The sequence below is a fragment of the Burkholderia sp. MSHR3999 genome (assembly GCF_000833595.1).
Lineage (GTDB): Bacteria > Pseudomonadota > Gammaproteobacteria > Burkholderiales > Burkholderiaceae > Burkholderia > Burkholderia ubonensis.
The window spans coordinates 1,054,896-1,078,641 of the sequence record NZ_JRFO01000001.1 but is presented as its reverse complement, the minus strand read 5'-3'; the positions used below and the strand labels follow the sequence as shown (position 1 = coordinate 1,078,641).

Annotated in this window: 21 protein-coding genes and 1 pseudogene; 3 read left to right on the top strand and 19 right to left on the bottom strand. The window is 69.4% G+C overall.

Features of this window, described 5'->3' with window-relative positions; all coding sequences use genetic code 11:
• The first annotated feature begins 40 nt into the window (after positions 1-40).
• Positions 41-760, top strand: coding sequence for a class I SAM-dependent methyltransferase (locus tag KY49_RS05150; protein ID WP_042583628.1), 720 nt, complete (start codon positions 41-43; stop codon positions 758-760).
• 68 nt (positions 761-828) lie between these two features.
• Here the strand turns inward: KY49_RS05150 and KY49_RS05145 are convergent, their stop codons facing one another.
• Genes KY49_RS05145 through KY49_RS05065 form a run of 17 tightly spaced genes read right to left on the bottom strand, consistent with a single transcriptional unit; the run spans position 829 to position 17,281 of the window.
• Positions 829-1,257, bottom strand: coding sequence for a signal peptidase (locus KY49_RS05145; protein WP_042583627.1), 429 nt, complete (start codon positions 1,255-1,257; stop codon positions 829-831).
• Between the two features lie 34 nt (positions 1,258-1,291).
• Positions 1,292-2,512, bottom strand: a complete 1,221-nt coding sequence (locus KY49_RS05140; RefSeq protein WP_042583626.1) for a beta-ketoacyl synthase N-terminal-like domain-containing protein — start codon at positions 2,510-2,512, stop codon at positions 1,292-1,294.
• Positions 2,513-2,526: 14 nt separating this feature from the next.
• Positions 2,527-3,756: a beta-ketoacyl-ACP synthase gene (locus tag KY49_RS05135; protein ID WP_042583625.1), complete on the bottom strand. Its 1,230-nt coding sequence runs from the start codon at positions 3,754-3,756 to the stop codon at positions 2,527-2,529.
• On the bottom strand, positions 3,756-4,481 hold the full coding sequence (locus KY49_RS05130) for a 3-ketoacyl-ACP reductase FabG2 (RefSeq protein WP_042583624.1): 726 nt from the start codon (positions 4,479-4,481) through the stop codon (positions 3,756-3,758). Before KY49_RS05130 ends, KY49_RS05135 begins: the two co-directional genes overlap by 1 nt.
• Positions 4,478-4,981, bottom strand: a complete 504-nt coding sequence (locus KY49_RS05125; protein ID WP_042583623.1) for a hotdog family protein — start codon at positions 4,979-4,981, stop codon at positions 4,478-4,480. The genes KY49_RS05130 and KY49_RS05125 overlap by 4 nt, the downstream gene beginning before the upstream one ends.
• Before the next feature lies 1 nt (position 4,982).
• Positions 4,983-6,164: a beta-ketoacyl-[acyl-carrier-protein] synthase family protein gene (locus tag KY49_RS05120; RefSeq protein ID WP_042583622.1), complete on the bottom strand. Its 1,182-nt coding sequence runs from the start codon at positions 6,162-6,164 to the stop codon at positions 4,983-4,985.
• Positions 6,161-8,566: an MMPL family transporter gene (locus tag KY49_RS05115; RefSeq protein WP_042583621.1), complete on the bottom strand. Its 2,406-nt coding sequence runs from the start codon at positions 8,564-8,566 to the stop codon at positions 6,161-6,163. Before KY49_RS05115 ends, KY49_RS05120 begins: the two co-directional genes overlap by 4 nt.
• Entirely contained in the window at positions 8,566-9,237 is a 672-nt protein-coding gene (locus KY49_RS05110) for a LolA family protein (protein ID WP_042583620.1), read from the bottom strand. Before KY49_RS05110 ends, KY49_RS05115 begins: the two co-directional genes overlap by 1 nt.
• Positions 9,228-9,656: an acyl-CoA thioesterase gene (locus KY49_RS05105; protein ID WP_042583619.1), complete on the bottom strand. Its 429-nt coding sequence runs from the start codon at positions 9,654-9,656 to the stop codon at positions 9,228-9,230. The genes KY49_RS05110 and KY49_RS05105 overlap by 10 nt, the downstream gene beginning before the upstream one ends.
• The gene (locus tag KY49_RS05100) at positions 9,653-11,251 is read right to left on the bottom strand and encodes an HAL/PAL/TAL family ammonia-lyase (RefSeq protein WP_407060674.1); all 1,599 of its coding nucleotides are present in this window, start codon (positions 11,249-11,251) and stop codon (positions 9,653-9,655) included. The genes KY49_RS05105 and KY49_RS05100 overlap by 4 nt, the downstream gene beginning before the upstream one ends.
• A complete protein-coding gene (locus KY49_RS05095) occupies positions 11,226-12,932 on the bottom strand; it encodes a glycosyltransferase family 2 protein (RefSeq protein ID WP_042584568.1) in 1,707 nt (568 codons plus the stop codon). The genes KY49_RS05100 and KY49_RS05095 overlap by 26 nt, the downstream gene beginning before the upstream one ends.
• Positions 12,932-14,629, bottom strand: coding sequence for an AMP-binding protein (locus KY49_RS05090; protein ID WP_042583618.1), 1,698 nt, complete (start codon positions 14,627-14,629; stop codon positions 12,932-12,934). Before KY49_RS05090 ends, KY49_RS05095 begins: the two co-directional genes overlap by 1 nt.
• Complete coding sequence (locus tag KY49_RS05085; RefSeq protein ID WP_042583617.1) at positions 14,626-15,261, bottom strand: membrane protein; 636 nt, start codon at positions 15,259-15,261, stop codon at positions 14,626-14,628. The genes KY49_RS05090 and KY49_RS05085 overlap by 4 nt, the downstream gene beginning before the upstream one ends.
• Complete coding sequence (locus KY49_RS05080) at positions 15,258-15,509, bottom strand: acyl carrier protein (protein WP_010092650.1); 252 nt, start codon at positions 15,507-15,509, stop codon at positions 15,258-15,260. The genes KY49_RS05085 and KY49_RS05080 overlap by 4 nt, the downstream gene beginning before the upstream one ends.
• Before the next feature lie 3 nt (positions 15,510-15,512).
• A complete protein-coding gene (locus tag KY49_RS05075; RefSeq protein ID WP_042584567.1) occupies positions 15,513-15,812 on the bottom strand; it encodes a phosphopantetheine-binding protein in 300 nt (99 codons plus the stop codon).
• Positions 15,787-16,581, bottom strand: coding sequence for a lysophospholipid acyltransferase family protein (locus tag KY49_RS05070; RefSeq protein ID WP_042583616.1), 795 nt, complete (start codon positions 16,579-16,581; stop codon positions 15,787-15,789). The genes KY49_RS05075 and KY49_RS05070 overlap by 26 nt, the downstream gene beginning before the upstream one ends.
• Positions 16,565-17,281, bottom strand: a complete 717-nt coding sequence (locus KY49_RS05065; RefSeq protein ID WP_042583615.1) for a beta-ketoacyl synthase chain length factor — start codon at positions 17,279-17,281, stop codon at positions 16,565-16,567. The genes KY49_RS05070 and KY49_RS05065 overlap by 17 nt, the downstream gene beginning before the upstream one ends.
• Positions 17,282-17,961: 680 nt before the next feature.
• On the opposite strand from KY49_RS05065, the gene KY49_RS05060 reads away from it, so the two are divergent.
• Positions 17,962-18,393 carry a hypothetical protein gene (locus tag KY49_RS05060; RefSeq protein WP_042583614.1) on the top strand — a complete coding sequence of 144 codons (432 nt, stop codon included), beginning with the start codon at positions 17,962-17,964 and terminating at the stop codon, positions 18,391-18,393.
• A 43-nt stretch (positions 18,394-18,436) separates the two neighbouring features.
• On the opposite strand, the gene ppx is transcribed toward KY49_RS05060, so the two are convergent.
• Positions 18,437-19,954, bottom strand: a complete 1,518-nt coding sequence (gene ppx / locus KY49_RS05055) for an exopolyphosphatase (protein WP_042584566.1) — start codon at positions 19,952-19,954, stop codon at positions 18,437-18,439.
• Positions 19,955-20,227: 273 nt separating this feature from the next.
• Here ppx and ppk1 point away from each other — a divergent pair.
• Positions 20,228-22,293: pseudogene (ppk1, locus tag KY49_RS05050) on the top strand (polyphosphate kinase 1).
• A gap of 85 nt (positions 22,294-22,378) precedes the next feature.
• Here the strand turns inward: ppk1 and phoR are convergent.
• The gene (phoR, locus tag KY49_RS05045) at positions 22,379-23,698 is read right to left on the bottom strand and encodes a phosphate regulon sensor histidine kinase PhoR (RefSeq protein WP_042583613.1); all 1,320 of its coding nucleotides are present in this window, start codon (positions 23,696-23,698) and stop codon (positions 22,379-22,381) included.
• Positions 23,699-23,746: the final 48 nt, after the last annotated feature.

Sequence of the window (23,746 nt, the reverse complement as noted above, 5' to 3'; positions counted from 1 at the left end):
ACAATGAACGCCCGAAAAAACACATACGAACGAGGGGTTCATGTCGTCATCCCGCCCGCACGCTGCAGCTTACGTTCCCGAAACGGCCTTCGGCGTCTGGTTCCTGCGCACGCACACCTGGGAACATCACGTGCTGCGGGTGGCCATCAACGACCTGAAGCGGCTCATTACGACGCCGCTGCCGGCCGCCCCGGTCATCCTCGACGCGGGCTGCGGCCAGGGCAAGTCGTTCAGGCTCCTGAACGATGCGTTCTCGCCGCGCAAGATCATCGGCATCGAATGCCACGACGAATCGCTCGCCCATGCGACGGAGGCGGCCCGCCACTGCGGCGCCACCGTCGACCTGCACCGCGCGGACTGCGCGCAGCTGCCGCTGGCCGACGCGAGCGTCGACATCGTGTTCTGTCACCAGACCTTCCACCACCTCGTCGAGCAGGAGCGCGCACTGGCCGAGTTTCGCCGCGTGCTGAAGCCGAACGGCCTGCTGCTGTTCGCCGAATCGACCGACGCCTACATCAAGTCGTGGGTCATCCGGCTGCTGTTCCGGCACCCGATGCACGTGCAGAAGAGCGCGGACGGCTATCTCGCGATGCTGCGCGACGGCGGCTTCTCGTTCGACGAGCGGAACGTATCGCTGCCGTACCTGTGGTGGAGCCGCGCGAAGGACTTCGGCCTGCTCGAGCGCATCGGCCTCTACACCCCCAAGCCCGGCAAGCGCCGCGAAACGCTCGTCAACGTGGTCGCGCGCAAGCCCGCGTGACAGCCGCCCGCCTCCGGGCGGGCGCATGCACCGCAGGGCGTCGTCAGCATCGCCCTGCCCCGCGCGCGTTACCGCGCGTCGAGCACCACGACGTCGCCCGCCACCGCGAGCGACCCGGCGCTGGGGCTCACGCCGCACGTGTACCGGGCCACCGAATCGGAACGCTGCTCGTGAAAGCGCGTCGTCACGTTGACGACCGCATTCCCGCCGTGGTTCTTCGCATACGCGCGCAGGCGGCCCAGCGCTTCGGCGAGCGCCTGATCGCACGTCGGCTGCTCGGCTCCAGTCCCGCGCGTCACGCGCACCGATTCCGAGCGCGATCCGATGGCCGTCTTCACCGCCGGATGCGCCTGCGCGCCGAAATACAGCTTCACGCCGGTCGCATCGTGCGCGGTCGCTTCCGCAGGCAGCGGCAGCGTGCGGACGACCGTGCCGCCGCAGCCCGCCAGCAGGGCCGCCGCGATCAACATGCCGGCCAGATGTCTCGTATGCTTCATCGTGCTTGTCCTCATCGCTCAGTGACGTTCAACTTCAATCGCCTTTCCAGGCGTCCAACAACAGGCTCGCGCAACTGCCGCCGAATCCGAACGAGACCGACAGCGCCCGCGCGATCCGCGCATCGCGCGCAGTGCGCACGAGCGGCATGCGCCCGACCGCGGGATCGGGCGTCCCGTCGACGGCCGTGCCCGCGATAAAGCCATCGCGCATCATCAGGATCGTGTAGATCGCCTCGTGCGCGCCGCTCGCGCCGAGCGGATGGCCGGTCATCCCCTTCGTCGACGAGAACGCGGGCACGTCGTCGCCGAACACGTCCGCGAGCGCCGCCAGTTCCTCGACGTCGCCGAGCGGCGTCGACGGCGCGTGCGTGTTCACGTAGTCGGGACGCCGCGCGTCGCCCTCCAGCGCCATGCGCATCGCCCGCGCGATCCCCGGCGCATGCGGCGCCGCCATGCCCGCGTTGTCGGTGCACTGGCCGAAGCCGACCAGCTCCGCGTGGATCCGCGCGCCGCGCGAGCGTGCGTGCTCGAGCGATTCGAGCACGAGGATGCCCGCGCCCGACGCGATCACGAAGCCGTCGCGGCCGATGCCGTAAGGTCTCGACGCTTGTTCCGGCGTATCGTTGAATCGACCGGACAACACGCCCATCGCATCGAACATCAGCGTCATGTTGTCGTGCAGCGCGTCGCTGCCGCCCGCCAGCACGACGTCCTGGCAGCCGGACCGGATCAGCTGCATCGCCTGCCCGATCGCGAGCGCCGAGCTCGTGCACGCGGACGACGGCGAATACGCGACGCCTTCGATGCCGAACAGCTGGGCGACGCAGGCCGACGCGGTGCTGCTCATCGCCTTGGGCACGACGTAAGGCGGCGTCTTGTCGATGCCGCGCTGCGCGGCAATCGCCATCGCGTCGTCATAGGCGGCCATCGAGCCGATGCCGGAGCCGACGATCGCGCCCGCGCGCGGCGAACGCAATCGCGCGGGATCGAGCGCCGCGTCGTCGATCGCCTTCGCCGCCGCGTGCGCGGCGAAGCGCGCGGTGTCGCCCATGAAGCGCTCGTGCTTGCGCGCGAACGGCGGCTCCGCCGCGACACTGGCGACGCCCGCGACCTGGCTGCGGAATCCCCTCGCGCGCCATGCATCGACGCGCGCGAGCGCCGAGCGCCCCGTGCGCAGCGCCGCCGACACGCCGTCGAGCGAATTGCCGAGGCACGACACGATGCCGAGCCCCGTGACGACGACGCGCGCAGGCATCGGGCGGGCGGCCGTCACGCGGCGATGCGCCGGAAGATCAACGACGTGTTGATCCCGCCGAACGCGAAGTTGTTGCTCATCACGAACTCGGCATCGATCGCGCGCGGCGCGCCGACGATGTAGTCGAGCGCCGCGCACGCGGGATCGACGTTCTCCAGGTTCAGCGTCGGCGCATACGCGTTGCGCTTCATCATCTCGATCGTCCACCACGCCTCGAGCGCGCCGCAGGCGCCGAGCGTGTGGCCGACGTAGCTCTTCAGCGAGCTGATCGGCATGCGCTCGCCGAACACCGACGCGGTCGCATGACTCTCGGCGACGTCGCCGCGATCGGTGGACGTGCCGTGCGCGTTCACATACGCGATCGCCGCCGGATCGAGCCCGGCGTCGCGCAGCGCGAGCCGCATCGCGATCGCCATCGTCTCGGCCGTCGGCTGCGTGATGTGCGCGCCGTCGGAATTGCAGCCGAAGCCGACCACCTCCGCATGGATCGTCGCGCCGCGCGCGAGCGCGTGCTCGTATTCCTCGAGCACGAGCGTAGCCGCCCCCTCGCCGACCACGAGCCCGTCGCGATCGACGTCGAACGGGCGCGGCGTCAGCCCGGCCTCGTCATTGCGCGTGCTGGTCGCGTACAGCGTGTCGAACACCGCGACCGCCGGGCCCGACAGTTCCTCCGCGCCGCCCGCGAGCATCAGCGTCTGCTTGCCGGTCGCGATCGCTTCGTACGCGTAGCCGATCGCCTGGCTGCCCGACGCGCACGCGGACGACGTCGGCACGATCCGGCCTTTCAGGTCCCAGAACAGGCTGACGTTGACGGCCGTCGTGTGCGGCATCATCTGCACGTAGCTGTTCGACGTCACGTCGCGCATCGAACCCGTTTCGAGCATCGCGCCGAACGCGCGGATCGGCTCGACCGAGCCCGACGACGACCCGTACGCGACGCCCATCCTGCCGTCCTTGATCGACGGATCGTCCGCGAGACCGGCGTCGGCGAGCGCGAGCTCGCTCGCCCGCACCGCATACATCGACACCGGCCCCATCGAGCGCGTCTTCTTGCGCGGATAATGCGCGGGCTGCACGAAGCCCGGCAGCGGGCACGCGAGCCGCGTGTGCAGCGACTCGTAGCAATCCCACGCCGCGATGCGCTGCACGGCGTTGGCTGCGCCCTTCAGGCGCGCGTCGATCTCCGGCCACGTCTCGCCGAACGCGGTCACGCCGCCCATTCCCGTCACGACCACCCGCTTCATCAGATCATCCCGCCGTTGATGCCGATCACCTGCCGGGTGACGTACGACGCGCCGTCCGACATCAGGAAGCCGACCACCGACGCGACTTCGTCGGGTTGCCCGACGCGCCCCATCGGCACCGTCTTCAACGCATGCTCGAGCGGCACGTCGTCGAGCATTCCGGTATCGACGAGACCGGGCGCGACGCAGTTGACCGTGATGTTGCGCGACGCAAGCTCGACCGCGAGCGCCTTCGTCGCGCCGATCAACCCGGCCTTCGCCGCGCTGTAGTTGACCTGTCCGCGATTGCCCATCACGCCGGACACCGACGCGATCGTCACGATGCGGCCGCCTTTGCGCAGCCGCACCATCGGCATCGTCAGCGGATGGACGACGTTGTAGAAGCCGTCGAGCCCGGTCTCGATCACGACGTCCCAGTCCTCGTCGGACAGCGCCGGAAACGCGCCGTCGCGCGTCACGCCCGCGCTGCAGACGATCCCGTAGTACGCGCCGTGCGCGGCCACGTCGGCCTCGAGCAGTTGCCGGCAGGCCGCGCGGTCACGCACGTCGAACTGCAGCACATCGGCCGCGCCGCCCTGTTCGCGGATCGTGGCGGCCACGGCTTGCGCCGCGTCGCGGCCGCTGCGGCAATGCACCGTCACCGCGAAGCCGTCCGCCGCCAGTCGCAGCGCGACGGCCCGGCCAATGCCGCGGCTCGCGCCGGTCACGAGAACTCGCCGAGTCATGAATTGAAGCTCCCTTCGATAAAAGACTGAAAATCGTCCGGCTGGTACACCTTGACGATCGCTTCCGCGCAGCATTGGCCGTCGGCATGGATCGCGCATTCGTACGCGCCGTGCCCTTCGTCGCCGCGCAGCAGTTCGCGCGCCGCGATCCGCAGCGTCGCCCCCGCATCGAACGCGGCCCGATGCGCGCTGTAGCGGTTCGCGCCGAGCAGCACGCCCGGCTTCGCGCGGCCGCCCGCGTGCCGCGCCAGCAGCCCGACGTGCGCGGCGATCGCCTGCGCCATCAGCTCGATGCCGATCCACGCGGGCATCGCGCCGTCGTCGTCCGCGTACCACGCGTCGCGGCGCGCGGTCGCACTCACCTCGATCGCGGTTTCGGAACAGCGCTCGATCGTGTCGAGCAACAGCATCGTGCCGCGATGCGGCAGCACGTCCCGCACGTCGCACACGGCGATCTCCGCGCCGTCGTGCAAGGTTTCCATCAACGAACCGGTCTGCATGTCAGCGCCCCAGGATCAGGCTGGCATTGCTGCCGCCGAATGCGAACGAATTGCTCATCACGTACCGGCTTCCGGTGTGGCCGGCGAGCCGGCGTTCTTCCTGCACGAGATCCAGCGCCGGCAGCGCGGGGTCCGGCACGCCGTCCCACACGTGAACCGGCAGCGGCGTCCCGCGCGCGAGCGCCAGCCACGCGAACGCCAGTTCCGTCGCGCCCGCCGCGCCGAGCATGTGCCCCGTCAGCGGCTTCGTGCCGCTCGCGGGCACGCCGCCGGGAAACACGCGCGCCATCACGCGCGCTTCCATCTCGTCGTTCAGCCGCGTCGCCGTCGCGTGCAGGTTCACGTAGCCGAGCGCCGACGGACTCACGCCCGCATCCGCGAGCGCCTGCCGCAGCGCGTCCTCCGCGCCGCGCCCCTCCGGGTCCGGCGCGGAGATGTGATGCGCATCGCTCGATTCGCCGACGCCGGCCAGCCGGATCTCCCCGTCGTCGCGGCTCATCACGAACACGGCCGCGCCTTCGCCGATGTTGATCCCGCAGCGATTGGCGCTCATCGGGTTCGTGCGCGCGGGGCTGACCGACTCGAGCGACGCGAAGCCCTGCATCGTCAGCGCGCACAGCGAATCCGCGCCGCCGACGACGACCGCGTCGCACAGGCGCAGGCGCAGCAGCCGGCGCGCGGCCGCGAACGCCTTCGCGCTCGACGTGCACGCGGTCGACAACGTATACGCCGGCCCGGCGACGCCGAGCGCCGCGCGCACGAACGGCGCGGCCGTGCCGATTTCCATCTGCCGGTAATCGAACGCCGGCGGCATCGCACCCGACGCGGCGCGCTGCGCGAGCGCCTCCTCGGCCGCACGGATGCCGGACGTGCTCGTGCCGATCACGACGCCGATGCGGCGCGGCCCGTAGCGCGCCACCGCCGCATCGACGGCCGGCGCGATCTGCGCGAGCGCGGCGAGCAGCAGCCGGTTGTTGCGGCAATCGAAGTGCGCGAGCGGCTCGGGCGGCGCGACGTCGAGCGGCGCGCCGACGCGCCCGGCCCATGCGCCGCCGGGCGCTTCCGCGCACGGCCCCATGCCGGGCGAAACGCCGGCGCGCAATGCGAGGTCGACCGCGTCGACGGTGCCGCCGAGCGCATTGACCATGCCGAGCGCATGCAGATAGACGTGCGCGTGTTTCATGCAGTGGTTTCCTTCGGGGAGGGTGTGGCGAGCGGCGCGAACAGCACCGAGAACACGATCCCCATCGCGAGGGTCGTGCCGAAGCCGCGCAACGCGGGCATCGCGCTCGCACCCAGCATGCCGAACGACAGCAGCGTCGTCGCGGCGGAGAGCAGCACGCCGGTCCACACCGCGCCCAGGTTCGCGACTTCCCGGATGCAGCCTTCGCGCAGGAAGACCGCATAGTTCGCGCCGACGCCGAGCACGAGCATCAGCGCGAGCCAGTTGAACAACGTGAGCGGGATGCGCAGATAACCGAATACCGCCAGCGTCAGGCCGATCGCGAGCACGATCGGCAGCGTCGTCGCGATCCCGCCGCGCACGCCGTAGCGCCACATCAGCAGCGCGGCGACCACGACGAGCGCGCCGCCCAGCCACCAGCCGCTGTCGATTCGGTACGCGCCGAACAGCTTCGACACGCCCGCCGCCTTGTCGACGTACGTGACGCCGGGCAGTCGATGCGCGAGCGCGTCGAGCGCCGCCGTATCCGCCGCGTCGACCTGCTCGGGAATCGCCAGCGCCGCGTATTCCGGCGCGCCCGCGCCGACGCTGCCGAGCCACAGATGCCGGAACGGCGCGGACCAGCGCGCGGCCAGCCAGCGCTCGACGTCGAGCGTCACGTGCGCATCGCGCGCGAACGAATCGACCCACGCCTGCGCGACGTCGTCGCGGAATCCCGCGCGCGCGAGCGTCGCGCGCAGCGCCGCCGGCTCGGCGAACGCGCGTGCGGCCAGCGCCGCGCGGTTCTGCGCCTGCCGCTTCGCCGACGGCACGAAGGTCGCGAGCGACTGCACGCGGCCGACGCGTTGCGCATCCAGCGCCGTCACCAGCGCTTCGGAGCGTTCGAGCACGTCCTCGGGCGTGCTGCCCTGGATCACGAAGAACTGCACGGTGTTCGCCAGCCCGATCGCATCGCGGATCTCGCGCTCCTGGCGCGCGAGATCCGGATCGCGCTGGGCAAGCAGGTGAATGTCGTCGTCGCTCGTCAGCAAGAACCAGCCGGGCGCCGCGACCAGCGCGACGCCGAACGCCGCGGCCAGCGCGCGCCGGCCCGACAGCGCAGCCTGCCAGCACGCGAGCGCACGCGCGGCGCACGCGAACACGCGTGACGGCGTGCGCTTCGGCGGCCGGGTCAGCATCAGCGGCAGGAAGCCCGTCACCGCCGCGAACGCCGCCGCGATGCCGACGATCGCGAAGCACGCGATCTGCTTGAGCGCCGGGAACGGCACCCACGTCAGGATCGCGTAGCCGAGCAGGCTCGTCGCCAGCGCGACGGCGAGCGCCGGCCGCACGGCGGCCGCGCCGCGTCGCGCATCCCATTGCGCGCCCGACGACAGGTACACGACGAAGTACTGAATCGAATAATCGACCGCCTCGCCGATCAGGCTCACGCCGAACACCAGCGTCAGCAGGTGCAGCTTGCCGAACACGGCAAGCGTCGCCGCGAGTGCGCAGACGATGCCGAACGCGGTCGACGCGAACGCGAGCACCAGCAGGCGAGGCGTGCGGAACACGCTCAGCAGCAGCAGCGCGATGCCGCCCAGCGACACCGCGCCGATCACGTGCACGTCGCGCTCCGCGCTCGCGCGTGCGGCCTGCGCATAGAACACGGCCCCGGTACGGGCGATCCGCACGTCCGGATACGCGGCGGCGAGCGACCGTTCCGACGCGGCCGTCGCGCCGCGCACGGCCTGCTGGATCGCCGACTCGTAGGCCGAGCCGGCGAGCGACGTCATCACGAGCACGCTCGTCGCGCCGTCGCGATGCGAGACCAGCATGCCGTCCTCCAGCGCGAGGCGGGAGGTCCCCAGCGGCAGGTCCGCCAGCCAGTGCTGGAGCCAGCCGAACGGATCGTCCGACACGGCGGTCGGCAGGCCGTCGACGGGCGGGCCATAGAGCCGCCGCGTCAGTGCATCGGCGAGCGCGGCGTCGCCGCGCTCGAGCGACGCGCGGTCGGCATCCGTCAGCAAGCCGAAGCGGGCCGGCAGATAGGTCGCCGCGATCTGCGACGGATCGAACGGCGGCACCTCGACCGTGACCGAGCGAAACGCGCCGCTCTTCGCGAGCAGCGCGCCGAACTGCTTCGCGGCGGCCTTCGCGCGCGCCGCGTCGCGGTCGGTCACCAGATAGACGGTGCGCTCGCCGAGCGCCGCCGACAACCGGTCGACCGCCTGCTCGGCGACCGGATTCGCCTCGGTCGCGGGCAACAGCGCCAGCAGGTTCGTCTGCAGCGGCGACGCTCCGGTGAAGCGCCACAGGCAATAGAGCCCGGCGACGAGCGCGACCAGCAGCCACGCGGCGCGCAGCGCCAGCCGCCGGGCGCGCCCGGCCGGCACGTCGATCGCGTCGCGCGTCGTGCTCATCAGCGCGCTCCGAGCCACGCGCGCTCGGCCGGCGCCGGCGCGTCCACCGGCGTCGCGCGCGCGAATTCGAGTTTCGTCACGTTGCCGTTCGCGAACGTCATGCTGAGCGCGCCCAGATACGCGCCGCCGCTCATCTCCAGCACGCGGATCGCCTGCGCGAGCTGCGGCTGGTTCGGCCGCAGCGTCATCCGCCAGCGCTCGCGCGTGCCGGTCGCGTCGACGTCGAACTGCGCATAGAGCGCCGACAAATCGCCGCCGAGCATGTCGCGCATCATCCGCGACACCTGGGCGACGCCGCGGCCGCTCCCGCCCGCCGCGACGAGCCGTCCGTCCGCACCCACCTCGCGCATGCCGCCGTCGGTGATCACGTAGGTCGCCTTGTACGGCGTGTCGATCCGCCACACGACGCCGGACGCGCGGTCGAACAGCATCGATCCCGTGCTGACGAGCGGCTGCTTCATCGCCGCGAGCGTCTGGGTCTGCGTGAAGTCGGCGCGAATGGCGCCGACGCGGGTCAGCCGCGCGGCGATGTCGGCCACGAGCGCCGCGTTCGCCTGGCGCTGCGTGGCGGCCGGCGCGGGTGCCGGTGCGCCGGCCTGCGCGGCGGCCCCGCAGGCGACGACCATCCCGGCCAAGGCGCACAGGCCGCGAAGTCGCGCGCTCATTTCCATCGCGCCTCCACCCGTTCGATCAGCGCCGCCGGCGACACGAACTGCGTTTCGTGCGTCTTGCCGTCGATCGCGAGCTGCACCGTATGCCCCCTCGTCAGGCGCTCGCCCGATTGCGCGTCGACGATTTCATAACCGATCTTCAGCCGGTTCTCGAATTCGAGCAGCGTCGCGCGCACATCGACGCGCTGGCCATAGACCGCGGGCCGCACGTACTTCAGGTGCGCTTCGACGACCGGCCACAGATAGCCGGACGCCTGCATCGCCGGATAGTCGTAGTCGATCGCGCGCAGCAGCGCCGCGCGTCCGGCTTCGAAATACTTCAGGTAATGGCCGTGCCAGCAGACGTTCATCGCGTCGACGTCGTGGAACGGCACTTCGACGGCGGCCGTCGCCGTCAACGGGGGGCGCGGCGCGCTCATGCGCCCTCCCCGCCGATCGCGTCGCACGCGGCGAGCCGCGCGGTCAGCGCGCGCAGCTCGGCTTCGAGCGGGCGGTCTTCGACGACGAGCGGCGAGCCCCGGTTCACGTCGTCGACGAACGCGCGCAACGGCGCGGACAGATGCGTGCCGGCATCCTCCCGCATCCGCAGGCGCACCGCCTGGACGGTCGCGAGCACGTGCGCGGCCGCGACCTGCTCGGTCAGCGCCAGCACGCGCAGGCAGTCGCGTGCGGCGATCGTGCCCATGCTGACCTTGTCCTGGTTGTGCGACTCGGTCGAGCGCGAGAACACGCTCGCCGGCATCGTGTGCTTGAGCGCTTCCGCGGTCCACGCCGACGCGGAGATCTGCACGGCCTTGAAGCCGTGGTTGATCGGCGCGCGATCCGGCGCCGCGCCCGTCAGGTTGCGTGGCAGGCCGTTGCTGAACTTGTCGTCGACGAGCAGTGCGAGCTGGCGGTCCATCAGGTCGGCGAGATTCGCGACCGCGGTCTTCAGCGCATCCATCGCGAACGCAATGTGCCCGCCATAGAAGTTGCCGCCGTGCAGCACGCGGCCGTCGTCCGGATCGACCAGCGGATTGTCGTTCGCGCTGTTGAGCTCGTTCTCGACGTCGCGGCGCACCCAGCTCAGCGCGTCGCGAACGACGCCGATCACGTGCGGCGCACAGCGCACCGAGTAGCGATCCTGCAGCCGGCGGGCGGGCGATTCGTCGCGTCCCGCGAGATCCGCGCGAATCCACGCGGCCGCCTCGGCCTGCCCGACGTGCGGCTTCGCATCGAACAGCAGCGCGTCGAAATGGGCCGCGCGCCCGTCGAGCGCGACGGTCGTCAGCGCGGTGAGGCGCGCGGCGATCCGCGTCAGGTAGTCGGCCCGCGCGAACGCGAGACACGCGAGGCCCGTCATCACGGCGGTGCCGTTCATCAGCGCGAGCCCTTCCTTCGGCGCGAGCGTCAGCGGCTCGCGGCCGAGTGCGCGCCACACGGCCCGCGCGTCGCGCTCGCCGCCGTCGTGGATCACCGTGCGTTCGCCGGCCAGCGCGGCGGCGACGTACGACAGCGGCGTCAGGTCGCCGCTCGCGCCGACCGACCCTTCCGACGGAATGCGCGGCAGGATCCGGTGATTCACCAGGTCGGCCAGGCGCTCGAGCAGCATCAGGCGCACGCCGGAGTAACCATAGGCGAGCGAATTGAGCCGCGCGGCGACGATCGCGAGCGTCTGCTGCGCATCGAACCACGCGCCCATCCCGCAGCCGTGATAGCGCGTCAGTTGCAGCGGCAGCGCGTCGACGAGCGCCGCGGGCACGTCGACGACGCATGCGTCGCCATACCCGGTCGTCACGCCGTAGACGGTCCCGCCGTTCGCGAGATGGTCGCGCAGCCACGCCGCGCCGCGCTCGATGCGCGCCTGCCACGCGGGGTCCGCATTGAGCGCGACGCTCGCGCCGTCGCGTGCGATCGCGATCACGTCCTCGATCGTCAGGTGCCGGCCGCCGATCACGACGGCCGCGCGGCCTGCTTCGCGTCGGGCCGCCCGAATCGCGTCATTCACATCATGCTCGGCCACGCGGCCCTCCATCGGGCCGCGCCCAGAAATCGAAGAAGTTGAACCATTGATACGGCGCCTTGCGGCAATAGTGTTCGAGCCGCGCCGCATAGCGCTGCGCCCAGACGGCGACCTGCGCGGCCCGTTCGCGGCGCGGCAGCTCGATGCGTTCGGCGAACGGTTCGAAGTACAGACGGTATTCGCGCCCTTCCTTCAGGCAGAAGAACAGATAGACCGGGCAGCCGAGCGCGTGCGCGAGGATGTACGGCCCCTGCGCGAACGGCGCGTGCGCATCGAGAAAGCGCGCGTCGACGGTCTTGCCCGCATCGTGCGGCGGCACGCGGTCGCCGACGATCACGAGCAGTTCGCCCGCGTCGATGCGCGCCTGCATCATCATCGCGGTGTCGGGACCGAAATCCGCCACCTCGACGAGCTGCTCGCCGAACGCCGCGTTCGCCTGCGCGAGCACGCTGTTGAAGCGCTTCGCGTGGCTCGTGTAGACGATCGCGGTCACTTTCGCGTGCGCGTCACGCAGCGCCAGCGCGCGCGTCATCTCCAGGTTGCCGAGATGCGCGCCGATCACGAGCGCGCCGCGTCCGCTCGCCGCGAGCGCGTCGAACGCCGCCGCATCGTCGAACCGCACCGCGAGACGATCGAGCCGGCCGGACCACGCGACGAACTTGTCGAATCCCGATTGCGCGAACGCGAGCATGTGCCGATACGCGGTGCGCCAGCCCGGCTTCGGCGTCGCCACGGCGGGACACGCGTCGCGCAGACGCGCGAAATACGCATGCGACGCGGCGCGCGCCGCGCGATTCGTCAACGCGAAATAGCCGACGATCGGGTACAGCCAGAGCGACGTGAAGCGCGTGCCGAACCAGCGGCAGCTCCACGCCAGCAACGCCATGCCGGCGCGACTGCCGCGCTCCGGCGTGCGCCACCACGATCGCGCGCGGCCGCCGGCGGCAACGCCCGGCCGCGCGCACCGGCGCGCCAGCAGCCACGGCGCGCGCACCAGCATCCCGGCCACCAGCCGCGTATGGCTCGCGCTGATGCGCACGTTGTCCCACAGCACGTCGAAATGCGACACGCCGTCGGCCGGATAGACGACCCGCGTCGGAATCGTGCGGAACGCGAGGCCGCGCCAGTGAAGCCTCACCAGGATCTCGCTGTCGAAGTCCATGCGGGTCGGCATCGACACCGCATCGATCAGCCGGCACACGGCGTCGAGCGGATAGAGCCGGAACCCGCACATCGCGTCGGGAATGTCGAGCGACAGCGTCTCGATCCAGACCCAGACGTGCGTCAGATAGCGGCCGTACAAGCGCGCCTTCGGCACGCTGTGGTCGAAGCGCGGACGGCCGAGGATCACCGCGTCCGGCGCGTCCTGCGCGGCGGCGACGAACGCCGGCACGTCGGCGGCATCGTGCTGGCCGTCCGCGTCGATCTGGATCGCATGCGTATGGCCTTGCGCGCGCGCCGCGCGCAGCCCGGCCATCACCGCGGCCCCCTTGCCGCCGTTGACGGGCAGGCTCAACAGCGTCATGCATCCCGCGTATTGCGCGGCGAGTGCGGCGAGCGTCTGCCGCGTCGCCGCATCGCTGCCGTCGTCGACCACGATGATCGGCAGCCCGTGCACGGCGAGCCGCGCGAGCGTCCCGCCGATCGCGTCGCGATGGTTGTAGATCGGAATGACGATGCAGACGTCGATCATCATGCGCTCGCTCCGTACACGATCGTGCCGGACGTGCACTCGCGCTCGCCGCGCCGGAACGCGAACTTCACGCAGCCGCGCGCCTGATCGTGCGCGATGCGCAGCGCGAGCACCGCGCCCGGCGGCACCGGAGCCTTGAATTTCAGATGATCGATCGAGCGGACCGTGCGCAGCGCCGCGACCTCGCGGCGCGCGAGCCGCACCGCCCAATCGATCTGCACGACGCCGGGCAGGATCGGCATGCCCGGAAAATGGCCGTCGAAGTGCGCGAGCGTGGCGGGCACGCGCAGTTCGTAGTGCCATCCGTCGTCGTCGTGCCGTTCGGCGAGCAGCTCGAAGCCTTCCGGCGTCGGCGCGAACGCGGCGGCGATCGCCGCGGCCGGCAGCTTGCCGCGCGCGTCGAACGGCATCGCGTGCCGGAAACGCCAGTGCCGCGGCAACGCGGCGGCGTCGAAGTACGCGCCGAGCGCATGGCGCAACGCGGCGGCGACCGCGACGCGGCCGTCCGCGCGCAACGCATGCCGCCCCGCTTCGCTCAATACCGCGACCACGCCGACGCGCGCGCGCGACGCGCCCTCGACGACCGTCGCGGCCGCCTGCTCGACGAAGTCGTGCCGGACGATGCGCGCCTCGAGCTCGGGCAGCGACACGCGCTTGCCGTCGAGCTTGACCACGCGATCGCGGCGGCCCGTCAGCTCGAAGCGGCCATGCGCGTCGAAGCGCGCCGCATCGTCGGTGCGGTGCCAGCGGTCGTGGCCGAGATGCGCGGAGCGAACGCACAATGCGCCGTCGTCGTCGCAACGCACGTCGATGCCCGGCATCGGCTGCCATGCCTGCGTGCGGTCCTGGCGCCGCCATGCGATGCCGCCCGTCTCGGTGCTGCCGAAGATCTCGAGCGGCGCGGCGCCGAACGCCGCTGCGTACACCGACGCCGCGTCGGCCGACAACGGGCCGCCCGACGAAAAGAACACGCGCGGCGCGATGCCCGGCATCGGGAATCCCGGCAGCGCGGGCCAGCGCATCAAATGCGACGGCGTCGACACCACGATGCCGTCGCCGTATGCGGCCAGCCGCCGCTGCAGCTGCTGCGGGTCGAGCGACAGCGCACGGTCGAACGCGCGGCCCGCCGCCAGCGGCCACATGATCCTGAACAGCAGCCCGTAAATGTGATGATGCGGGACGCTCGACAGCGTCACCGCCGTGCCGACCCGCTCGGCCCATTCCCGCTGCAAGGTGCGCACTTCCGCGTCGAACTGGGCGAGCGACTTGCGCAGCGCCTTCGCCTGGCCGCTGCTGCCCGACGTGTACAGCGTGATGGCGGCATCCGCGTCGATCGCGCGCGACGGAACCGGCGCACCGTGCTCCGCGCGGCCGGGCGCGCACGCCGCAAGTGCGTCGTCGTCGAGCAGCATGTCGTAGGCATGCGCGAGATCGCCGAGATAACCGGGCGCCGCGCTCGCCGGGATCACCGCTTCGCGTCCCGTCGCCGCGACGGCGAACAGCGCACAGGCGAATTCGTAGGGATCGTCGGTCGAGATCGCGACGCGGCGCGCGCCCGAGGACTCGACCACGCGCGCGATCGCGTCCGCGCGGGCGCGAAGCTCGGCCAGCGTGATGCGCGCGTCGCCGTCGCGGCAGACGACCGTGCGTGCGTCGGCGTCGGCATCGGCGGACAGGAGGTCGTGCAGCGCGATCATGCGGCCCCCGCCCCGGCCTGCCGGGCCGTCACGAACAGCCGGCGCCAGACCCATTCGCCGGCGATCAGCGCGCCGATCAGCACATAGGCGATCGCACCGTTGTAGAGGGCCCACGCGGCATGGCTCCAGTACAGCGCCGTATAGACGGAGAACGCGCCGTTCAGCACGAAGAACGCGCACCAGACCTGCGTGACGCGCCGCGTGTAGCGCACGACGGCCGGCGCGGGATCGGGATGGTTCAGCCGTGCGAACTTTTCGATCATCGACGGGCCGCGCCACAGCGTCGCGCCGAACGCGGCGAGCAGGCCGGCGCTCACGCAGGCCGGATACAGATGCAGCAGCCGCGCGCTGTCGGTCACGGCTATCGCGACCGACATGCCGGTCAGTGCCGCCGCGACGCACCAGTCGAGCGTCGCGAGCCGGTTGAGCGCAGCGGCGAACGGCCCCCTCCCGACCGTGCGCTGCAGCCACAGCAGCGCGAGCAGCAGGCAGCCGACGTAGCGCGGCGCCAGCCCGTGCCACGCGCACAGGATCGCGAGCGGATAAGCGATCGCCAGCGCCGCCCGCGCCACGGCGCCGGCATAGCGCGGCAGCACGGGGCCGGTCGCACGCATGCGCGCCGCCGGCGTCATTGCTTGCGGGCGAGCAGCGCGTGAACCGCGGCGATCACGTCGCCGACGGTGCGCACCGACTTGAATTCTTCCGGCTTGATGCGCTGGCCGGTCATCTCCTGCAGCTTGATGGCCAGGTCGACGGCGTCGATGCTGTCGAGATCGAGTTCCTCGAACAGATGCGTGTCGGGCGTCACGCGCTCCGGCTCGATCGCGAAATTCTCGTTGAAGATCGCGCGGATGCGCTCAAGGATTTCTGCGTCGGTCACGTGTCACTCCCCGGTTGCCGGAACGGCCTGGTTCGATTGCTGATGCGCCTGCTGGCTCGCGATGAATGCGGCCAGCGTATTGACCGAGCGGAAATGCGCTTTCGTGCGCTCGTCGTTCGCGGCGATCGTCAGTTGGAATTTCTTGCGCAGCATGATGCCGACTTCGAGCGCGTCGACCGAGTCGAGCCCGACGCCGTCCGTCGAGAACAGCGGCGCGTCGTCGTCGATGTCGTCGACCGTCATGTCGTTGAGATCGAGCATCTCGATCAGCAGCTGCTTAATTTGCAGTTTTAAAGTATCCATGCTGGAACAGGTGTTGGGTGATATGCGATTCCACCGCGTGCGCGATGTTGCGCGCCGCGATCGACGGCGACTGGTCCTCGGGAATCAGCCGGTCCATGTCGATCGCCTCGAGCACCGTGATCCGCATGCGGAACGCCCGCGACGGCACGTGATACCAGCGCAGCTCCTTCGTGAATACCGGCGGATCGCAATCGATCAGGACCGGCTGGATCCGGCTGCGCGATTGAAGCGCCATGTGCGCGAAGCCGCGCGAAAACGCATGCAGGCGATTGGCGCCCGGGCTGCGCGTGCCTTCGGGAAAAATGATCATCGTGTAGCCGGCCGCCAGTTGCCGCGCGCCGGCATCGACCAGCTCGACCGCGTCGGCATTGCTCACGTACTCGGCCGCGCGCACGATGCCCCAGAAACACGGGTTGCCCCAATGGCCGCGCTTGACCACGCAGCAGGCCTTCGGCGTCAGCGACAGCAACACCATCACGTCGAGCCAGGTCGGGTGGTTGGCGACGACGATCGACGGCCCGCCTTCGCGCAATCGCGCCGAGCCGGACACCTCGAGCGTCATCACGCCGATGCGCTGCAGCACGGCGACCAGCATGCGGAAGAAGTGATGGATGACGAGCGTCACGCCCCGTTGCCGCGAGCGCCGGTGCGGCCAAAGCGTGCCCGCGACGATCGCCAGCAGCGAGAACGCGGAGCCGCACAGCGCGAAGAAGCCCAGGCACGCGCCCGTCGCGAACAGCCGCCAGCCGTAGTCAAGCCGCGTGCGCATGCCAGCTCCATCGCCAGACCGAGTCGCCGTGCTGCCACGTCGCGTCCGCGTGTCCGGCCTGCCCGCTCTGCCCGCTCTGCCCTGACAGGCAGCGCCGTACCGCCGCGCTTTGCGTGGCGTCGGTGCCCTCCCCGCCGGCGCTGTCGGCGCGCGCCGTCACGTCGCAGGTCAAATGGCCGAGCGCCGAACGTCGATCGAGCAGGATCGCGAGCGCTTCGCTTTCGGGATCGTCGTCGACCTCGCCATAGACGGGATCGGCAGGTTCGTGCGCGTAGACGACCAGCACCGGCGACGACGCGTCGGATTCGTATTGCGCGAACGCTTCGAGCAACGCATAGCCGAGCGTCTCCGGCCCGGCCGCGATCGCGCTGGCGGCGGACCGGTCGCCGCGCGCGATGCCGAACACGCCCGTGACGGCGTTGAGGACGGAAAGACTGAAGGCGGTCGGGGAAACGGGGTCGGCGGCCTGGATGCTTTCGAGAATGCCCGTCGTGCGCGCCAATTCGCCGTGACGGGACGCGAACACGACGCGCAATGCGCGATGTTCACCCGTGCAATCGTGAGCGGATTGCAACGCGAGCCGGGACAAGCGGCTCAATCGGCGGCGCACCATCGGATCGATAAATTCGACACCCGGCACCCCCGCGGTCGAAATCGACGTCCATCTGGCGATTGGCATGGTCCAATGCAAATCGGCCATTAGTTGTTCTCGTTGAGGCTTGTTTCTCGGAAGGCGTTTCTTGTATCGACCGCCCCGCTCAGGAAAGCGCACGGCGCTTCGTCGCGGGCACGTCGGGCAGGATGAAGTCGACCGTATCCCGATGCGCCCGTCCGTCCCCCGTCAATGGGAACCGGGCCACCGAAAATACCGGGTTGATATCAACAACCGGTTTATCAGGATTATTTACTTCGCATACCTAATACGCCGGCCTCCGCGCGGCGAGGACTTTAGCAGAATCCCCCGGGAAAAACAACGATCGGCATCCAATTCACGGCAAATTGTTAAAGCGATTTATCAAATTCGAATCGCGCCGCACTCCTGATGCTTCAAACCGCCTCAACGCTTTTACGGCGAGCCTGCGTATTTCTGAAGTCTGCAGCGATCCAGATTTCAGTGCGCTTTAATTGTCTGATGAAATTCGGTAAGTCCGTGCCGGATGCGGCGTTCCAAAGCCGGCGCAGGATTATCTTCCGATTCGACAGAAGTGAAAGGAAATTGGAATTATTTAGAAAGCGAAAGGTTTGCAAAGGAAACGGATTTCGATCACGGAGGCGCTGGCTCGAATCCTTTCACGGCCTCCCGCCCGGTCCGCGCCGGGAACCCGGCCACGCCATGCGCGGGATCACGCGATAATAGCCGGCAACAACCGACCCAATCGCATGAAATACCTCCTTCAGACCACCCTCTTCGGCGCGCTGCTGACGCTGGCGGCACCGGGCATCGCGTCCGCCAAATCGCTCGACGATGCGCTCGACTGTCATTCGAACGGCCACAAGTTCGTCGCGCCGCTGCTGGCCGCCGGCGATATCGAGCGGGAGCCGATGCACGTCGAGTCGAATTCGGTCAACGCGTTCCACACCGAGCACGAACTGACCGCCTACGGCTTCGGCGTCTACGTCGTGCTCGGCTACCAGGCGAACGACCCGATCTTCCGCCAGGGCAGCGGCACGCCGATCGGCGAATGGGCATACGGGGTCGTGGTCAAGGGCATGAAGAGCTCGGTCGAGGCGGCCGTGCGCAAGGCGGGCAGCGACGCGACCGTCAAGCAGGCGTTCCCGTTCCTGACGGCGATCGTCTGCGCGTCGGACTGAACGCAACCGGCGGCGGGCGCCGCCCCGGGCCGCGCCGCCCGCGTCACGCGCCCGTGTACACCACGCGATACGGGATGCCGACCTTCTCCCATTCCGCCGCCTCCTGGCTGAGGCTGTAGTCGGTCAGCGGATTCTGCTCGACCCACGCGCCCGGCAGGCGCACCTCGTAGCCGCCCTTCTTCATCTGCGTGACCGAAATGTCCGGCAGCCCCGCATCCGTGCGGCGCCGGCACAGCAGCGCGGCCAGCCGCAGGCAGAACAGCAGTGGCCATTCGACCTCGCGCGCCTGCGACAGCTTGCCGAGCTTGCCCGCATGGCCGAGCACGAGCGCGGCGAGCCGCGCCTGGTCGGTGCGCGAGAAACCCGGCATGTCCGCGTTGCTCGCGATGTACGCGGAATGCTTGTGATACGCGCTGTGCGAAATCGACAGACCGATCTCGTGCAGCGCCGCCGCCCAGCCGAGGAACATCCGGCTTTCCTCGCGGCGCTCGTCGTCCGGCTCGTCCTCGAGCTGGTCGTAGAAGCGCACCGCCAGCGCGGCGATCCGCTCGGCCTGCGCGCGATCGACGCCGTAGCGGCGCGTGAAGCCCTCGACGGTCACCGCGCGCATGTCCTCGTGCTGCGCGCGGCCGAGCAGGTCGTACAGCACGCCGAGGCGCAGCGCGCCGTCGGTCGTGTCGACGTAGTCGATGCCGAGCTCCTCGAACACCGCGAGCATGATCGCCAGCCCGCCCGCGAGCACCGGCACGCGGTCGGGCTTCAGCGCGACGAGCTTCAGCCGGTTGACGTTCTCGGACTTGATCAGCGCGCGCTTCAGGCGCTCCAGCCCGCCGCGCGAAATCCCGTGCGACACGCCGGGATCGTTGAAGCCGTTCGCCTCGACGAGCTCCGCGAGCGCGCGCGCGGTGCCCGACGAGCCGATCGCCTGGTCCCACCCCGCCTTCTTGTACTCGCTGGAAATGATCTGGATCTCGCGCTTCGCCGCGAGCTCGGCCTGCCGCATCGTGTATTCGTCTACGTTGCCGGCCGGAAAGAACGCGCGGCTGTGGCTCACGCAGCCGATGTACAGGCTTTCCATCACGAGCGGCGTGTAGTGCGAGCCGATGATGAATTCGGTCGAGCCGCCGCCGATGTCGACGACGAGCCGCTTGCCGGCGCTCGCCGGCACCGAATGCGCGGCGCCCGCATAGATCAGGCGCGCCTCTTCGCGGCCCGCGATCACCTCGATCGGGAAGCCGAGCGCCGCTTCGGCCTCGACGAGAAATTCACCCGCGTTCTTCGCGACGCGCAGCGTGTTGGTCGCCACCGCGCGCACGTGATCAGGATGGAAATCGCGCAGCCGTTCGCCGAATCGCTTGAGGGCCTCCCAGCCACGCTCCTGCGACGCGCGATCGAGCATCTTGTCGCTCGACAGGCCCGCGGCCAGCCGCACCGGCTCGCGCAGCGCGTCGACAGGATAGATCTGGCTGCCCGCCGGCGTCTCCTCGATGCGCCCGACGATCAGCCGGAAGCTGTTCGAGCCGAGATCCACGGCAGCCAGCAAGTGGGGGTTCGTAACCATCAGAAGGGGCTCCGTGCGCATGCGCCGGCGGCAACCGCCGCCGCGATGCAGTGATTCAAAGGCGACATTTTAAGCGTGGAACGCGTGCCGGTGTCACGTTCGCCGGGCATGCCCATCGCAGCATTGTATATAGGCGAAACATTTATGAGACGAAAGGTTTCCGGCGTAGAATTTGCCGATACCTAACGACCCGTGTCATCAGCACGTCATCTCACCGTGAGAGTTTCCGAGCGTCCTTTCGAGTCGCTGTCCGATCAGCCCCCAACTCTGCCGATGTCCGCCCGCTACCCGCTTCTCAATCGTGAACTCGGCATCCTGGGATTCAACGAGCGCGTGCTCGCACAGGCGGCCGACCCGCATGTCCCGCTGCTGGAGCGCCTGCGCTTCGTCTGCATCACGAGCAGCAACCTGGACGAATTCTTCGAAGTGCGGATGGCCGGCCTGCAGGAGCAGATCCGCGACAATCCCGGCGCGATCACGCCCGACGGCATGTCGCTGCAACACGCTTACGACCTCGTCGTCGAGCGCGCGCAGCGGCTCGTGCACCGGCAGTACACGATGCTGCACGAAACGGTGCTGCCGGCGCTCGAGCAGGAAGGCATCTACTTCCACAGCAGCGATTCGTGGAACGACGAGCAGACCGAGTGGGCGCGGCGCTACTTCTTCGACGAGCTGCTGCCGGTGCTGACGCCGATCGGCCTCGATCCCGCCCACCCGTTTCCGCGCGTGCTGAACAAGAGCCTGAACTTCGTCGTCGAGCTCGAGGGCCGCGACGCGTTCGGCCGCCAGGCCGTGCTCGGCATCGTGCAGGCGCCGCGCGCGCTGCCGCGCGTCGTGCGCATGCCGCAGCCGCTGTCCGGGTTCGAGCACGGCTTCGTGCTGCTGAGCTCGTTCATGCAGCGCTTCGTCGGCGAGCTGTTCCCGCAGCTCGTCGTGAAGAGCTGCAACCAGTTCCGCATCACGCGCAACAGCGAACTGTTCGTCGACGAAGACGAAATCACGAACCTGCGCGTCGCGCTGCAGGGCGAACTGCCCGCGCGCCACCTCGGCAACGCGGTGCGCCTCGAGGTGTCCGCCGACACGCCGCCGCACATCGTGCGGCGCCTGCTCGAGGAAGGCGGGCTCGGCGAGAAGGATTGCTATCGGGTGATCGGCTCGGTGAATCTCGTGCGGCTGATGCAGATCCCCGATCTCGTCGACCGGCCGGACCTGAAATTCGCGCCGTTTACCGCGTCGATCCCGCCGGGAATCGCGAATGCGCCGACGATGTTCGACGCGATCGACGAAGGCGACATCCTGCTGCATCACCCGTACGAGAGCTTCCAGCCCGTGCTCGAGCTGCTGCAGCAGGCGGCGCAGGACCCGAGCGTCGTCGCGATCAAGCAGACGATCTACCGCACCGGCACCGATTCGCCGCTGATGGACGCGCTGATGGAAGCCGCGCGCAACGGCAAGGAAGTGACCGTCGTCGTCGAGCTGCTCGCGCGCTTCGACGAGGAAACCAACATCAACTGGGCGTCGCAGCTCGAAGCCGTCGGCGCGCACGTCGTGTACGGCGTCGTCGGGCACAAGTGCCACGCGAAGATGATGCTGATCGTGCGGCGCGTCGTGCAGGGCGGCAAGGCGTCGCTGCGCCGCTACGTGCACCTCGGCACCGGCAACTACCATCCGCGCACCGCGCGCCTCTATTCCGACTTCGGGCTGATGACGGCCGACCAGAAGATCTGCGAGGACGTGCATCACGTGTTCCAGCAGCTGACCGGCATCGGCGGCGAGCTGACGCTGCACGAGCTGTGGCAGTCGCCGTTCACGCTGCATCCGCGCATCATCGACGGCATCCGCGCCGAAACCGAGAACGCGCGCGCCGGCAAGCGCGCGCGCGCATCGTCGCGAAGATGAACGCGCTGCTCGAGCCGTCGGTGATCGCCGCGCTGTACGAAGCGTCGCAGGCGGGCGTGAAGATCGACCTGATCGTGCGCGGCGTCTGCGCGCTGAAGCCCGGCGTGCCGGGGCTGTCGGACAACATCACGGTGCGCTCGATCGTCGGCCGCTTCCTCGAGCATCATCGGATCTACTATTTCCACGCGAACGGCGCGGAAGACGTATATCTGTCGAGCGCGGACTGGATGGACCGCAACCTGTTCCGCCGCGTCGAAGTCGCGTTCCCGATCCGCGAGCGCAAGCTCAAGCGCCGCGTGATCACGGAAGGCCTGTCGGTGTTTCTCGGCGACAACCAGTCGGCATGGCTGATGCAAAGCGACGGCCACTATCGCCGCCGCCGCGCGGGCAAGACGATACGCAACGCGCAGCTCGGCCTGCTCGCGAAGTTCTGCTCGTAACGCGCGGCGCGCGGCCTCGCGCCGCGCGAGCATGAAAAAAAACCGCAGCCTGGAAACGGGCTGCGGTTTTTTTAGCTCCGCCGGGTCAGGCCTCGAACGCCGCCGGCCTCACGGTAACGGTTCGCAGCGCCGGAAAGCGCGCGGTGAACGTGCTGCCGCGCCCTTCCTCGCTCTGGATGTACAGATGCGCGTCGTGCCGCTGCAGCACGTGCTTGACGATCGCGAGCCCGAGGCCGGTGCCGCCCGTGTCGCGCGACCGGCTGCGGTCGACGCGGTAGAAGCGTTCGGTCAGCCGCGGCAGGTCGGCCGCCGGTATGCCGAACCCGCTGTCGGTCACCGAGAACACCGCCTGCGCGCCTTCGCGCCGCCACGACACGACGATCTTGCCGCCCTCCGGCGTATAGCGGATCGCGTTGATCACGAGGTTCGCGAACGCGCTGAAGATTTCCGTCTGCGCACCGGCGACCGCAAGCGTGTCGTCGAGCGTGAACGAGATGTCGTGATGCCCGTTCGACAGCGACTGCGCGTCTTCCTTCAGATGGTCGAACACGGAACGCATGTCGATCGCGCGATCGGCGGCCGGCTTGCCGTCGCCTTCGAGCTTCGCGAGCACCAGCAGGTCGGTGACGATGTGCCGCATCCGCGACGCCTGCTGCTCCATCAGGTCGAGGTAGCGTGCACGGTCTTCCTCGTTCAGCGGCAGTTCGCGCATCGTCTCGAGGAAGCCCGACAGCACGGTGAGCGGCGTCTTCAGCTCGTGCGACACGTTCGCGACGAAGTCGCGCCGCATCGCGTCGGTGCGCTCGAGCTCGGTGATGTCCTGCGTCAGCAGCAGCTTGCGGTTCTCGCCGTACGGGAACACCTGCACCGCGAGCACGTTCTGCCGCGCGTCGCCCATCCCGTGCATCACGAGCATCTCGTCGTAGTGCTGCGAATTCAGGTAGCGGACGAAGTCCGGATGCCTGACGAGATTCGTGACGTGCTGGCGCAGGTCGCGCTTCGCATCGAGGCCGAAATGCACTTCGGCGATCGCGTTGCACCATTCGATCGTGTCGTGCTCGTCGAGCATCGCGACGCCGTTCGGCGACGCCTGGATTGCCTGGATGAAGCGCGAATGCTGCTGCTCGACCTGCCGCACCTGCGCATGCCACTGCTTCGCGAGCTTGTGCAGCCGGTAGTAGATCTCGCCCCAGATGCCGGGCGCGCTCGGCACTTCGCCGTATACCGGCGCGTCGAGCAGCCGCCACAGGCGCTGCGTATGAAACGTGCTGAAAAAACCCTGTGCGGCCAGCATCACGGCCGCGAACACGAGTGCGGCCGTCGGGCCGGCGAAGAAGCCGACCAGTACGCTGATCAGCACGAGCAACACGAGCGACACCAGAAAGCGCGCCCAGATGATGTTCATGATTCAGCGTCCGAAAAGTTGAAATGCCTGCGCGACGCGCGATGCGCC

Coding starts and splice junctions, on each gene's coding strand:
- KY49_RS05095 (WP_042584568.1), bottom strand. CDS start 12,932: ATGATCGACGTCTGCATCGTCATTCCGATCTACAACCATCGCGACGCG.
- KY49_RS05110 (WP_042583620.1), bottom strand. CDS start 9,237: ATGGAAATGAGCGCGCGACTTCGCGGCCTGTGCGCCTTGGCCGGGATG.
- KY49_RS05140 (WP_042583626.1), bottom strand. CDS start 2,512: ATGCCTGCGCGCGTCGTCGTCACGGGGCTCGGCATCGTGTCGTGCCTC.
- phoR (WP_042583613.1), bottom strand. CDS start 23,698: ATGAACATCATCTGGGCGCGCTTTCTGGTGTCGCTCGTGTTGCTCGTG.
- KY49_RS05145 (WP_042583627.1), bottom strand. CDS start 1,257: ATGAAGCATACGAGACATCTGGCCGGCATGTTGATCGCGGCGGCCCTG.
- KY49_RS05125 (WP_042583623.1), bottom strand. CDS start 4,981: ATGCAGACCGGTTCGTTGATGGAAACCTTGCACGACGGCGCGGAGATC.
- KY49_RS05150 (WP_042583628.1), top strand. CDS start 41: ATGTCGTCATCCCGCCCGCACGCTGCAGCTTACGTTCCCGAAACGGCC.
- KY49_RS05070 (WP_042583616.1), bottom strand. CDS start 16,581: ATGCGCACGCGGCTTGACTACGGCTGGCGGCTGTTCGCGACGGGCGCG.
- KY49_RS05130 (WP_042583624.1), bottom strand. CDS start 4,481: ATGACTCGGCGAGTTCTCGTGACCGGCGCGAGCCGCGGCATTGGCCGG.
- KY49_RS05135 (WP_042583625.1), bottom strand. CDS start 3,756: ATGAAGCGGGTGGTCGTGACGGGAATGGGCGGCGTGACCGCGTTCGGC.
- KY49_RS05105 (WP_042583619.1), bottom strand. CDS start 9,656: ATGAGCGCGCCGCGCCCCCCGTTGACGGCGACGGCCGCCGTCGAAGTG.
- KY49_RS05100 (WP_407060674.1), bottom strand. CDS start 11,251: ATGGAGGGCCGCGTGGCCGAGCATGATGTGAATGACGCGATTCGGGCG.
- KY49_RS05090 (WP_042583618.1), bottom strand. CDS start 14,629: ATGATCGCGCTGCACGACCTCCTGTCCGCCGATGCCGACGCCGACGCA.
- KY49_RS05060 (WP_042583614.1), top strand. CDS start 17,962: ATGAAATACCTCCTTCAGACCACCCTCTTCGGCGCGCTGCTGACGCTG.
- KY49_RS05115 (WP_042583621.1), bottom strand. CDS start 8,566: ATGAGCACGACGCGCGACGCGATCGACGTGCCGGCCGGGCGCGCCCGG.
- KY49_RS05065 (WP_042583615.1), bottom strand. CDS start 17,281: ATGGCCGATTTGCATTGGACCATGCCAATCGCCAGATGGACGTCGATT.
- KY49_RS05120 (WP_042583622.1), bottom strand. CDS start 6,164: ATGAAACACGCGCACGTCTATCTGCATGCGCTCGGCATGGTCAATGCG.
- ppx (WP_042584566.1), bottom strand. CDS start 19,954: ATGGTTACGAACCCCCACTTGCTGGCTGCCGTGGATCTCGGCTCGAAC.
- KY49_RS05075 (WP_042584567.1), bottom strand. CDS start 15,812: ATGGATACTTTAAAACTGCAAATTAAGCAGCTGCTGATCGAGATGCTC.
- KY49_RS05085 (WP_042583617.1), bottom strand. CDS start 15,261: ATGACGCCGGCGGCGCGCATGCGTGCGACCGGCCCCGTGCTGCCGCGC.